This window comes from Duganella hordei (assembly GCF_040369125.1).
Taxonomy (GTDB): domain Bacteria; phylum Pseudomonadota; class Gammaproteobacteria; order Burkholderiales; family Burkholderiaceae_D; genus Rugamonas; species Rugamonas hordei.
The window spans coordinates 22508-35013 of record NZ_BPWI01000032.1 but is presented as its reverse complement, the minus strand read 5'-3'; the positions used below and the strand labels follow the sequence as shown (position 1 = coordinate 35013).

Below are 12506 nucleotides of genomic sequence, written 5' to 3'. Positions count from 1 at the left end.
CGCTGGCATGGCCTTTGAAAGCGGCCTGCCCTCACTTCAGGTCGTTCGGGGTCAGCGGAGCGCGCAGCGCTGCGCGGGTGTCGGGGATTAGCCGTGCGGCCAAGGGGGAGCGCAGCTGCCCCTTGATGAGCAGGTGTTGCGTGAGGAGGACTGGAGGCGGGCCGCAGGCCCGGTCCCGCAGGGACGGAGCGCAGCGACCCGCAAGGAGGACGGGCCCGCAGGGCCTCGCCCGGCGTTTCCTACGGCTTGACGGAAGCACCGTGACCGGCGTGCAGCTGCCGGATCAGGTCCGTCTCATAGTCGAATGGATGCTCGTGATCCGGATAGGCGTAGGCGACATAGGCTTGCGCCGCGTAAGAATCGGCCCAGTACGCCGCCTCGGGCGACAGCGCCCGGCCCAGCGGCGCCGCATGCCCATGACGGCGCGAAGTATCCGAAACCCCACGCAGGCTCTGTTCCGCCAGCACCTCCGGCGCGCGCCGCGCCGCGGCCTGCTCCGCTTCCCTGAGGGTCAAATGGTTCAGCGTCGCCGTCGTCATCGGCCAGTACAGAATCTGGTTCTCGGACAAGCGCTTGCGCAGCGCCTGCAGCGCCCCATCGGTACGGCCGTCGCGGGCGTGTATCACGGTGTTCGACGGCGCCTGCAACTGTGCCAGCAGCCCGGTCGCGGCGTAGTCGGCCACCTGTTCCAACGGCAGCCCCTCGTCTGGATTGCTGGTGATCAGTATCACCCTGACCCGTCCCAAGTCCACCCCGTGCTCGTACAGCCCTTCCACCACGTCCAGCAGCGTCACCGTACCGGAATTGTCGGCGTAGCCGCCGTCGACCAGCGAGCGCCGGACCCGCATCCGCGTCTTCTGCCAAGCGTCCCATCCGTAGACATCGCGGTTGCGCGCCGGGCTAATCAGCGGAAAGCGCGCGCTGTCGATGGCATTGGCCAGCAGGTTCTCCGGCTTCGCCGCGCAATAGCCATCTAAAGGACAAAACAGTGGGCCGTATATTCACCACGCGCCTGCCCCCCCTGCGCCGAGGGGGCGTTGAGCAACAGACCGGCGGTCCTAAAACAAAACCGTGCTGGCATTCGAACGGTACTGCCGCTCCAGCGCGATCGTGCCAACTGGGATAAATGCAGTCGTCAGGCTGACCAGTATGCCGAGCAGGGATGCGAGATTATGTGATTGAGCATTTGCATAGTTGAAGCCTTCAGTACGGACTGCCATGCGCCAGCGCCACGGCGGCTTGCGTGCAATCCCGGATATTGACATAAACCTGCTGTCCCACCCGCAGATGGCTGCCCTCCGCAACCATCACGATGGCATGCCGTTGCCGCAGGCGGCTGTAGTACTGAACATATGCATACGCGCTGCGCGATCCTGGGGTTCGGCAATCGAGGCCTGCGGCGAGCCCCGCCGGCCCTGGGCCGATGTCCCCGACGACGGCGACGCGCCAGCCCTGAGCATAGTCGTACGGCCTTTCCAAAGGGGTTGTACAGCCGGCCAGCCAGCACAGCATCAGCAAGATTCCGGCCCTCATGACTCGTTCCACCAGCCACCTCCGAGTGCCTGGAACAAGGCGACGGTATCGGCATAGCGCGCGGCCCGGGCCTGGATCAGCGCGATCGCCGCCTGCTGATATGCCTGCTGCGCCTGCAGCACGGCGGGATAGGCGACCACGCCCAACTGCTGCTGCCGCTGTACGATCGCCAGGCTTTTCCTTGCCGCCTGCTCGGTGGCCGAGGTGGCTTGCAAGGTCCTGGCATCGGCCTCGATCGCATGCAGGGTGTCGGCGACGTTCTGGAACGCGGCCAGCACTACGCTGCGATACTGGGCCGCCGCCTGGTCATACGCCGCTTCGGCGGCCCGCTGCCGATGGACCAGCGCTCCGCCGTTGAACAGCGGCTGGACCAGGTCCGCGCCTATGCCCCAGAATCCGGTGCCAGACTTGAACAACGTGCCCGCATCCAGCGCCGAGCTGCCCAGCGATGCCGTCAACGAGATATTCGGCAGGCGCGCCGCCCGCGCGATGCCGATCTGCGCGCTGGCCGCGTGCAGCTGCGCTTCCGCAGCGCGGATGTCCGGCCGCTGCTGCACCAGTCGGGCCGGCAAGCTGAGTGGCAAGGCTTCCGTCAAGGTCAGGCTGCCGAAGGCCAGGCGCAGGTCAGTGCCTTCGCTGGGCAGACGGCCGGCCAGCACCGCCAGCAGATTGCGTTGCTGCGCCAGCTGTTTTTCCAATGGCGGCAGGCCCGCCTCCATCTGGGCCAGCGCCGCCTCCTGCGCCGCGACGTCGGCCGCCCCGAGCTGGCCGGCCCGCTGCTGCTTGCCCACCGCGTCGAGCTGCCGGCGCGCCATGTCCACCAGCTCACGCATGGCATCGAGCTGGGCGCGCAGCGCCGCCTCGCCGATGGCGGCCGCCACCAGGTTCGAGGTCAGCGTCAGCCGGGCCGCTTCGCGCTGGAAAAGCGCCGCGTCGGCTTGTGCGCCGGCCGCTTCGACCTGGCGCCGTCCGCCGCCGAAGACATCGGGCACGTAGCCGATGTTGAGCTGCGCCGTGTGCAGGGTGTACAGATTGGCGCCTGACGCGGTCGGGCTGGAGAGCGGATCCGCCACGCGCTGGCGCGTCGGCGTCAAATGCAGGTTCGCGTCGGGGAAGTAGGCTCCGCGCTGGGCTGCGGCATTTTCCCGCGCCGCGCGCAGGGCCGCTTCGGCGGCCTGCAGGTCTGGATTGGCCGCCAGGGCCGCGTCCACCAGCTGGTTCAGCGCGTCCGAACCGAACGCGGTCCACCATCGGGCCGGCACATCCTGCCCTTGCATCAGGCGCTGGGCCGCTCCGCCGCCGACCGGCGCGGTGGCCGTCTCCGCCGCGAGCGGATCGGCGGTGTAGTGTTGCACCGCCGGCGCGGCGGGACTGATGTAGTCGGGACCGACCGCGCAGCCGGCCATCAGCGCCGCGGACAACAGGGCCGCCGTCCCGGCAGGTATGGTTTTCTTCATGCGCCTTCTCCTTCGACCGCTTCCAGGGTTACTTTGCCGTCCGGGCGATGGCGCCGCGCGACATGCTCTTCTATCAGGTAGTACAGGGCCGGCAGCAGCACCAGCGTCAGCACTGTGGCCGTCACCAGGCCGCCCACCACCACCGTGGCCAGCGGCCGCTGCACGTCGCTGCCCAGGCCGTGCGCCAGCGCCGCCGGCACCAGGCCTAGCGCGGCCACCGTTGCAGTGGTCAGCACGGGTCGCACCCGCTCGCGCGCGCCGCTGATCACGGCGGTCCGCAGATCATGCGGCGCCAGCTTGCGCCAGCGGTTCAGATTGGCCAGCATGACCACCGCGTTCAGCACGGACACACCGAACAACGCGATGAAGCCGACCGCCGACGACACGTTCAGCGTCATGCCGCGCAGTTGCAGCGCCACCAGGCCGCCCAGCAGCGACAGCGGCACGGCCAGCAAAATCAGGCCGGGCTGGCGCAGATTGCCGAACTCGGAGAACAGCATCACGAACATCAACGCCAGCACCGCCGGCACGATCACGGCCAGGCGAGCCTGGGCGCGCTGCTGGTTCTCGAACTGGCCGCCCCAGGTGATCTGGTAGCGCGCATGGTCGTACGGCACCTCGCGTTCGATGCGCCCCTGGGCATCGGCCAGGAACGACGACAGGTCGCGGCCGCGCAGATTGGTGCGCACCGTCAGATGGCGGCGGTTCATCTCCCGCGTGATGGTGGTCTCGCCTTCGGCCAGGCGGATGTGGGCCACCTGCGCCAACGCCACGTGCGCGCCGTTGGCGGCGTTCAGCACCAGGTCGCCGATGGCCTGCGGATTGTTGCGGGTATTCCCGCTGAAGCGCGCCGCCACGTCGTAGCTGCGGTCGTCGACATAGACCTGCGCCACCGGGCTGCCGCCGATGCCGGTCTGGATCAGCGTCATCACGTCGGCCACGTTGATGCCGAGGCGCGCGGCGGCAGCGCGGTCGACGTCGATGCGTACCTGAGGCAGCGGCGGTTCCTGGTCGATGATGACGTCTTCGGCACCGGGAACGCCGCGCAGCAGGCGCTCGACGGCGCTGGCCAGTTTGCGCGTCTCATGGAAATCCTCTCCGTAGACCTTGACCACCAGGTCGCTGTGGGCGCCGGCCAGCTTGTCGAGCACGCCGTCGATCATGGGTTGGGAGAAGCCGACGTCGGTGCGCGGCAATTCCCGGTAGCGCGCGGACAGCTTGTCGATCAGGTCCTGCTTGCTCATGCCGGACGGCCAGCTGGAGTAGGGCTGCAGGGTCACCGCGCATTCGATGTGCGAGGGCGTGAACGGATCGGTGCCCTCGTCGTTGCGACCCAGTTGCGTGACCACGTGCGCCACCTGCGGTTCCTTCAGCGTGGCCTCGCGCAACGCGTCCGCCATCTGGGTGGCCTTGGGCAGCGAAATCCCCGGCGGCAGTGTCACCTGCAGCCAGATCGAGCCTTCGTCCAGCGTTGGCAGGAAATCGCGGCCGATCGCTCCGCCGAGCACGATCACCGCCGCCAGCGTGGCCCCGGCCAGGGCCAGCACCAGGCGCGATTTGCCCACCAGGCGCTGCAGCAGCGCCTCATAGCGCGGCATCATCCATTCCAGCAGCGGGTTGTGGAAGATCTTGCGCGGCTTGCGGAAGGCCCAGAAGGCCATGCCGGGAATGAGCATCATCGTCATCAGCAGGGCGCCCAGCAGCGCGAAGCCCACCGCGAAAGCCATCGGCGAAAACAGCTTGTACTCGATGCGCTGGAAGGCAAACAGCGGCAGATAGGCGATCATGATCACCAGCATGCCGAAGAAGGTCGGCCGCATCACCTGCAGCGTGGCTCTCATCGCATCCTGGCCGGACATCAGGCCTTCGGGCTTTTCCTCGCGGCGGCGCAGGATATTCTCCAGCACGAAGATGGCGCCGTCGACGATGATGCCGAAGTCGATCGCGCCCAGCGACAGCAGATTGGCCGGGATCTTAAAGTGGTGCATCAGGATGAACGCGATCATCAGCGACACCGGGATCGCCGCCGCCGCGATCAGCGCCGCGCGCGCGCTGCCCAGGAACAGCACCAGCACCAGCGTGACCAGCACCACGCCTTCGATCAGCGTCTTGCCGACGGTATGCACGGTGGCGTCCACCAGCGTACTGCGGTCCATGTATGGCACCACCTTGACGTCCTTGGGCAGCAGATGGTCGTTCAGGTCGAGCACCGCTTCGTGCACGCCGGCGATCACCCGCGACGGGTTCTCGTTCTTCAGCAGCAGCACGATGCCCGACACCGTGTCCTGCACGTGGTCCTTGCCCAGCACTCCGTGCCGTTCCTGATGGCCCAGCGCCACGCTGCCCAGGTCCCTGATCAGCACCGGCACGCCGTTTTTCTGTGCGACGACGATGTTGCCCAGGTCGTCCAGGCTGCGGATCAGCCCCACGCCGCGCACCACCAGGCCCTGTTCGCCGCGCGTCAGCACGCTGCCGCCCGCGTTGGCGTTGTTGGCGGAGATGGCTTGCGTGATCTGCGCCAGCGACAGGTTGTACTTGGACAGCCTGGCCGGATCGAACTCCAGCAGGAACTGCGTGTTCAGGCCGCCGAAGTTGGTGACGTCGACCACGCCGCTCGCCTGCTTCAGGCGCGGGATGACTTTCCAGCGCTGCAGCTCGGACAGCTCGCGCAGGTCGCGCGTCTTCGATTCCAGCGTGTAGCGATAGATCTCGCCGATCGGCGATGTGAGCGGATCGAGCGCCGGCTGCGCGCCGTATGGCAGATTGACGCCGGCGATGCGCTCCTGCAGGCGCTGGCGCGACCAGTAGTCCTCCGCGCCGTCCTGGAACACCACCGTGATCAGCGACAGGCCGAAGGTGGACTTCGAGCGCATCACATGCATGCCGGGCGTGCCCATGATCTCGCGTTCGAGCGGAATGGTGATCTGCTGCTCGACCTCCTCGGCGGCCAGGCCGTTGACCTGGGTGACCACCTGCGAGGTGGTGTCGGCGATATCCGGATAGGCTTCCAGCGGCAGCTGCGACCAGCAGTAGCCGCCGTACAGCGCCACCAGCAGGAAGATCAGCGCGACGATGCCGCGCCGGTTGAAGCACAGGGTGACGAGACGTTCAATCATTGAGCAGCACTCCATCCTTGACCACGATGCGCTCACCCGCCTTGAGCCCGCCCAGAACTTCCACCTGCTCGCCGATTTGCGCGCCCAGCTTCAGGTCGCGCGGCGCGAACTGCCATGGCTTGACCTCGACGAAAGCGCGGCTGGAAAAGCCGTTCTGGATCACGGCCGCCATCGGCACCGCGATGCCCGGGTGCGCGCGCGACAGCAGCGTGGCTTCCGCGAACATGCCGGGCTTGAGGCGGCCGTCGCGATTGTCGAAAGGCAGGCGCACCTTGACCGTGCGCGTATCCGCATCCAGCATGTCGCCGACGTAGCGCACCTGGCCTTTCAGCGGCTCCGGGTAGGCGTCCAGCTTGACGCTGGCCTGCTGGCCCACATATAGCTGCGCCAGATCCTTTTCCTGCGCATTGGCGCTGACGAAGACCCTGGACAGGTCGGCCACCGTCATCAACGGAGCGGTGGCGTCGTTCCAGTAGGCGCCTTCGGCTGCGGACAGCTCCACCACGCGGCCGGCGATGGGCGAACGCACCGCCAATTTGCCGTCCGATGCCGCGCCGGCACGGGCGCCGGTCTGGCTCAGGCGCGTGCCGGCGCGGGCGGCTTCGCTGGCGGCCTGCTCGTAGTCGCTCTGCGCCTGCTCCAGGTCGCGGCCGGCGGCGAGGTCCGACTTGTCGAGTTCTCGCTGGCGTTCCAGGTTGCGCCGGGCCAGCGTGAGCGCCGAGTGCGCCTTGGCCGCGTCGGCGCTGGCCTGGGCGAAATCGGGCGAGTCGACGACGAACAGCACATCGCCGGCCTTGACCTCGTCGCCAAGCTGCTTGCCGAGGCGGACGATGCGCCCCGCCAGCGGAGACGTCACCTTGACCAGGCGTGCCGGATCGGCTTCCACCACGGCGGGCAAGGTGAACGGCGCCGCCAGGCTCTGGTCCGCCACAGGCACGACCACCAGCGATCGTCGCAGCGGCGATTTTTCCGGGATGCGCAGCATATCCCCTTCATGCACGAGGGTGACGGCGGCAGCCTCCGGCGCCGGCGCCTCCTTGGCGTGCAGGCCGAGCAGGCCCCCGCCTATCAGGCCGAATGCGGCCAGGCCCAGCAGGACAGGCAAGAGTGTCTTATGCAGCGATGCTTGTTTCATGGCTTTTTCTCCTGAGCGCCTCGCCGCCGGCTAGGCGCGGCGAGACGCCCACCCGGTTAGGGGCGGTGTTAAGTGTGGATGGACAATGGAGGATGCGAACGCGCGGCGGGTGGCGTGGTGCGCCGTGCCGGGGTTAGCGGCTACGGCACGCTTGCCTGGCAGCGTTGATCATGGCGCTATGGTACGGAAATTTGTTGCACTGCATTCTGAATTCTTCTTCAGGAAAGGCCGGCCGCCGACGCTGCTATACTCGCGATCATGCACATACTGTTAGTCGAAGACGATCACAAGGCGGCACGGCTGCTGGCGCGCGGTCTGGAGGAAGAGGGCTTCCGGGTGGCGATGGCCCATTCGGCGCAAGAGGCTGGCGCTTGCGCCGTGGCGCAGTTCGATATGGCCATTCTCGATTGGATGATGCCCGGTAAAGACGGCGTTGCGCTGTGCGCCGAATGGCGGCAGGCGGGACATCGCCTGCCCATCCTGATGCTGACCGCCCGCGATGCGGTGACCGACCGCATCACCGGCCTCAATACAGGCGCGGACGACTACCTGACCAAGCCCTTTGTCTTCGATGAACTGCTTGCCCGCGTGCGGGCTCTGTTGCGGCGCACGGAGCGCGCGCAGCCCGCCATGCTGCAGGTGGCCGATCTGCGGCTCGATCCGCGCTCGCGGGCGGCGAGCCGTGCCGGTGCCAGCTTCGACCTCACGCCCAAGGAATACGCCATCCTGGAGTTGCTGATGCAACGCTCAGGCACCATCGTCAGCCGCCTTCAGCTGGCGGAGCATGTGTGGCAGGCCGACCTGATCGCCATCGACAATCTCATCGACGTGCACATGAAAAACCTGCGACGGAAGGTCGATGCGCCGGGCAATCCGGCCCTGATCGAAACGGTGCGCGGACGCGGCTTCCGCCTGGCGACGCCGGAGGCCGGCGATGCTTAGCCTGCGCCGGCGGCTGGTCCTGGTCCATTTGCTGGCGATACTGGTCGCCGTCGGCGCCACGGCGGCCGCGGGCTGGTGGGTGCTGTCGCAGTCCGTCAACCGGCAGCTCGATGCCGCGCTGCTGGCCCTGGCGGAAGCCGAAGTCGCCATGCTGGCCGATGGCGACGGCACCGCGGTACGCATCCACGAGGCCACAACCGGCAGCGCGCCGCCCTCGCTGACGCGGCTCGACCGCCTGGTGCAAATCATCGACGGCCAAGGCCGGATACTGGCCCGCAGCGCCAACCTGGGTTCTGAAAAACTGCCGGTCCCACCGCCGTTGCTGGCCCGGTTGGCGGCCGGACAAGCCGTATTCGATACGCTGCCGGATATCAGCGAAGAACCGCTGCGCATGGTGTCGCTGCCCACGCAGGTGCGCGGGCAGCGCTTCGCGGTGCAGGTGGCCGGATCGCTGGACGATGTGAACCACGTGTTGCAGTCGGCTGCGCTGCTGTTTTCCGGCATGGCGCTGGCCTTGCTTGCGGCCTTGGGCTGGGCCGGCGCGCGGCTTTCCCGCAAGCTGTTCGTCGCGATTGAAAACATCGTCAACCAGGCGCGCGCGATCGAGGACCGCAATCTCCACTGGCGCTTGCCGCATCCGGGCGACGACGACGAGATCGGCCATCTGGTCAATACCTTGAACGCCATGCTGGAACGGATCGAGCAGGCGTTCGATACCCAGCGTCGCTTTACGGCCGACGCGTCGCACGAGTTGCGCTCCCCGCTGTCGCGGCTGCGCGCCGAAATCGAGATCACATTGCGGCGTCCGCGCGACAGCGGGGAATACGTCCTTGCGTTGCGCTCCTGCCTGGAGGAAGTCGAGCGCCTTACCACCCTGGTGGAAGAACTGCTGATGCTGGCCAGGATCGACGCCGGCCAGGAGCGCGGCCCGGCCGAGCCGGTATCGCTCGCCGCATTGACGCGCGACACCATCGAGCGGATGGTGCCGCAAGCGGACGAGCGCGATATTGAAATCGTGCTGGGCGCAGAGTTGCGGGAGGCAGTCTATGTGGAGTATGCGCCGCTGGCCCTGGTGTTGCGCAACATACTGGACAACGCCATCAAGTTCTCGCCGGCCGGCGGCCGGATCGCCGTCGACATCGCCAGCGGCGCGGACGGTGCGATCGTGACGGTGACCGACCAGGGGCCGGGCATCGCCGACGATGAGCTGCCGTTCCTGTTCGACCGGTTCTTCCGTGGCGCCGGCGCGCGAGCCGGAGAGGTAGCCGGCTTCGGCTTGGGGCTGGCCCTTTCCCAGGCCATCATGCAAGCATGTGGCGGAAAAATCGAGGTATCGAACAGGGCCGGCCACGGAGCGCAGTTTAAGGTGTGGTTGCCATAGATTGCCTTGCCAAGCGAGTCGAATGCTGGTCTTCACCGAAATTGCCCCTCTTGCTTCCCATCTGAAATTCCGAAGGGATTCCGAGTCGGCAAACAAGACGTCGCCAATTATTCTTGCGTAGCCGCCCAAGCACATTTTTTTTGCCAATCTAGACAATTACACACAATCACCAGATGATTGATGAGTTTGCGTCGCATCGTGGCTTTTCCGCCGCAAAGGTTCGCGGGCATACCCTTGGAGCACGCCACGCCGGTCCAGCCGTGGACACTCGGTTGGATTCCCCCATGACAACCGCTGCGGGACCAGTCACAACAGGCCGCCGCGCCTTTTTTTCAATACGCAACTTTCCTATCCTCGTCGTCGCAGGCCGACTCTGATCGCCGTGCTGATGGACAACCGGGCCGAAAGCGCACAAATTGAAATCAGAGAGTTTTGTTGGATTTGCCATCCAGAGATGATAAATTTTCAGTTCACACTTTTTCCAGCTCGCAGCGTAATGAAAGGACAGATTGATCGTGACCAAGCTAATTCACTTGCATCCCCCCTGCACTTGAGCGGCCTTAGCCTGATCCCTTGTGTTCTCAGCCACAATCGAGCATGGTGCCAGGAAAGTCAACGAACTCCTTAATACCCGTTGTCAGATAGACCGGGCACAACGCCTGCAGGGCCGCTAAGCGAAGTGATGGGGAAGTAGCCAATACCGCGATAGCTCGCACCCTCGAGTGGGCTGCATTGCGATCCGAGGTGCAGCCGCTCGAACCGACGCACAGGCACCTCCCTTGGAGTGAGAACAGGGGGCAATTGGGGGATGGCGACACGTCCGGTTTGCTAAACGCAACGATGGCCGCGCTGGCAAGGACGTTTTACATGGGTTTCCGTTCGACTCGCCGACGCCAGGCCGGTATTGTCAGCGCTCGCCGCTGCGCCGCTGAAGCAGCGCGGTCAGAGTCAAATCGGCCAGCGGCAGTTCCGTCGTGTCGCCATCGTTGAATGTCACCCACGCCAGGCCCTCGGCGGATGGAGCCCGTTGCAGCAGGACCTGCATCGGCCGGCCGTGATGATTTCCCAGCAGCTGCGGCCGGGTCAGGATGGCGGTGCCGGCGGCATTTACCGGCGCCACGCCGCGCACCGACGGCCCGGCAGGCACTGCCGGTGCAGCAGCCGCCAGGGCAGCCAAAGCGTCCACGGCGGCATGCGCCCGCGGCGCCTCCTTGCGCCGCTGCAGCTGCAGCGTCATGTCCTCGATCAGCGCGCGGTCGATCTCGGCGACCGTCGCGGTGCAGCGCTCGACCAGCACCGCGTCCTGGCGCATCAGTCCGCGCAGCAGATACAGGTAGTACGGCGCCCGGCAGCGCCGGCTGTGATACAGCTCCAGCAGCAACGGCGGAGGATCGTCCGTCAGGGCCAGCAAATGGGTGATCGCGCTGGCGTCGATGTGCAGCCTGGTGGCGACGGCCTTCTTGCGCTCGCCGGCGGCCAGCTTGCGGGCGATGAAGCGCGCCAGCTCCAGCGGCTGCAGCGGCCGCCGGAGCTCGCGCGCATTCTCCGCCACCTGCGCATAGTCGTCGAACTGCCGCTCGTCCTCCGTCTCGACATAAGAAATCCGCGCCAGGCCGGCGCGCACGGCCGCGCGAAAGCGGCGGGCACCGAAGCGTATGCGCAGGCGGCCGGACGACAGCCGCAGCACCACCAACGGCTGCAGTATGCCGCGCTGCCGGATGTCGTCGACCAACGCGTCGAAATCGTCGTCCTCGTCGAACTCGAAGCGCGGCTGCTCAGGATCCTCCTCGAACGCCTGCGGCGGCGCCATGGCCGGCACATGCCGCCCGCCAGCATCGGCGGCCGGCAACCCGTCCAGCACGGACAGATCGAGCGCCATCATCCCAGCCCCATCCGGCGCGCGATCGCCTCAAACGTCGGCCGGATCTCGCGCCAGGCGTCGCGTGCCGCCGAACGCACCGGCATCGCGCCGGCCTCCCCTGGCCCGCTGGCCGGCGCCGCCTGGCGCAGCATCCACAGCGGCAGGCCCGCCGCCTGCGCCTCGGCGATCGCCGTACGGTTCGGGATGTAGCCGTAGCCCGCCATGCCGTCGCGCACCACCGGTATCAGCAGCGAGGGATAGACGCTGACCAGTTGCTGCAGGTTGGCGCGCTGGAACGGATTCGATTCCACCTTGTTGGGCAGGATGCCGAGAAATTCCAGCCGCGGATCCAGGACCCGCTGCACCCTGTGCACGCCGTAGCGGCCATGGTGCAGCAAGGCGCCGATGCCGTCGATGGCTTCCTGTTTCAGCTCGATCGGCGACAGCAGGAAGTCGGCGTTCACCAGCGCCGCCGCGTAGCGGATGTCGGGATTGGGATTGGTGTCGATGACGCAGATGTCGAAGCGGTCGGCCACGCCGCGCAGGAAATCCTTGAGCGCGTTGGCGAAGGCGTTGTGCCGCTCCGGCTGCCGCTCCAGCGTGCTGAGATCGTCGTCGGCGGGCACCACGACCAGGGTGCCCGCCGGCAGCGGCTCGGCCTGCCCCGCCAGCAGCCGGCTGGAGCTGAAGCCCGCCGTCACCGTCCTGCCGTACCTGGCGAGGCAGCGGCTGGAATTGCATTGGTGATCGAAATCCAGCAACAGCACCCGCCGGCCGCCGTGATGCAGATAGAAGGACAGCTGGCACGCAGTGGCCGTGGTGCCGACACCACCCTTGCGGTTCGCCAGAACCAGCGTCTTCATCGCACCCTCCGTAGGTATTTTGAAAGCGTGGCCATCACCGATACTTCCCCGCTCGAGCTTCCAGCGACGATGTGGACCACGCCGCGCTTTCATTGTGCCGCCCGCCCGGCACGGCGAACTGATGCGAATCAAGCTGGCTCACAAGCACACACACCCGCCGCAGGGGATGCGGCCCACTACTGGTGCACGCAGCGGCGCAGGCGTCCACCGGCGTGCGG

General features: G+C 66.8%; 10 protein-coding genes. 2 read left to right on the top strand and 8 right to left on the bottom strand.

Annotated features, from left to right (window positions below; all coding sequences use genetic code 11):
* Positions 1-239: 239 nt before the first annotated feature.
* The 6 genes from ABWW33_RS32210 to ABWW33_RS32185 form a co-directional block, all read right to left on the bottom strand.
* A complete protein-coding gene (locus ABWW33_RS32210; protein ID WP_353405508.1) occupies positions 240-848 on the bottom strand; it encodes a hypothetical protein in 609 nt (202 codons plus the stop codon).
* A gap of 210 nt (positions 849-1058) precedes the next feature.
* Positions 1059-1220, bottom strand: coding sequence for a hypothetical protein (locus tag ABWW33_RS32205; RefSeq protein ID WP_353405507.1), 162 nt, complete (start codon positions 1218-1220; stop codon positions 1059-1061).
* Positions 1204-1533: a hypothetical protein gene (locus ABWW33_RS32200; protein ID WP_353405506.1), complete on the bottom strand. Its 330-nt coding sequence runs from the start codon at positions 1531-1533 to the stop codon at positions 1204-1206. The genes ABWW33_RS32205 and ABWW33_RS32200 overlap by 17 nt, the downstream gene beginning before the upstream one ends.
* Positions 1530-2990 (bottom strand): efflux transporter outer membrane subunit, encoded by a 1461-nt coding sequence (locus tag ABWW33_RS32195; RefSeq protein ID WP_353405505.1) that lies wholly within the window; start codon positions 2988-2990, stop codon positions 1530-1532. The genes ABWW33_RS32200 and ABWW33_RS32195 overlap by 4 nt, the downstream gene beginning before the upstream one ends.
* Positions 2987-6106: an efflux RND transporter permease subunit gene (locus ABWW33_RS32190; RefSeq protein ID WP_353405504.1), complete on the bottom strand. Its 3120-nt coding sequence runs from the start codon at positions 6104-6106 to the stop codon at positions 2987-2989. The genes ABWW33_RS32195 and ABWW33_RS32190 overlap by 4 nt, the downstream gene beginning before the upstream one ends.
* On the bottom strand, positions 6099-7241 hold the full coding sequence (locus ABWW33_RS32185) for an efflux RND transporter periplasmic adaptor subunit (RefSeq protein WP_353405503.1): 1143 nt from the start codon (positions 7239-7241) through the stop codon (positions 6099-6101). Before ABWW33_RS32185 ends, ABWW33_RS32190 begins: the two co-directional genes overlap by 8 nt.
* A 258-nt stretch (positions 7242-7499) precedes the next feature.
* Here ABWW33_RS32185 and ABWW33_RS32180 point away from each other — a divergent pair, with 258 nt between their 5' ends.
* Together ABWW33_RS32180 and ABWW33_RS32175 are read left to right on the top strand one after the other, a co-directional pair.
* Positions 7500-8183, top strand: coding sequence for a response regulator transcription factor (locus ABWW33_RS32180; RefSeq protein ID WP_353405502.1), 684 nt, complete (start codon positions 7500-7502; stop codon positions 8181-8183).
* Positions 8176-9564: a sensor histidine kinase gene (locus ABWW33_RS32175; protein ID WP_353405501.1), complete on the top strand. Its 1389-nt coding sequence runs from the start codon at positions 8176-8178 to the stop codon at positions 9562-9564. Before ABWW33_RS32180 ends, ABWW33_RS32175 begins: the two co-directional genes overlap by 8 nt.
* A 907-nt stretch (positions 9565-10471) precedes the next feature.
* Here ABWW33_RS32175 and ABWW33_RS32170 read toward each other — a convergent pair.
* Together ABWW33_RS32170 and ABWW33_RS32165 are read right to left on the bottom strand one after the other, a co-directional pair.
* Positions 10472-11446 carry a ParB/RepB/Spo0J family partition protein gene (locus ABWW33_RS32170; protein ID WP_353405499.1) on the bottom strand — a complete coding sequence of 325 codons (975 nt, stop codon included), beginning with the start codon at positions 11444-11446 and terminating at the stop codon, positions 10472-10474.
* Complete coding sequence (locus tag ABWW33_RS32165; protein WP_353405498.1) at positions 11443-12288, bottom strand: ParA family protein; 846 nt, start codon at positions 12286-12288, stop codon at positions 11443-11445. Before ABWW33_RS32165 ends, ABWW33_RS32170 begins: the two co-directional genes overlap by 4 nt.
* Positions 12289-12506: the final 218 nt, after the last annotated feature.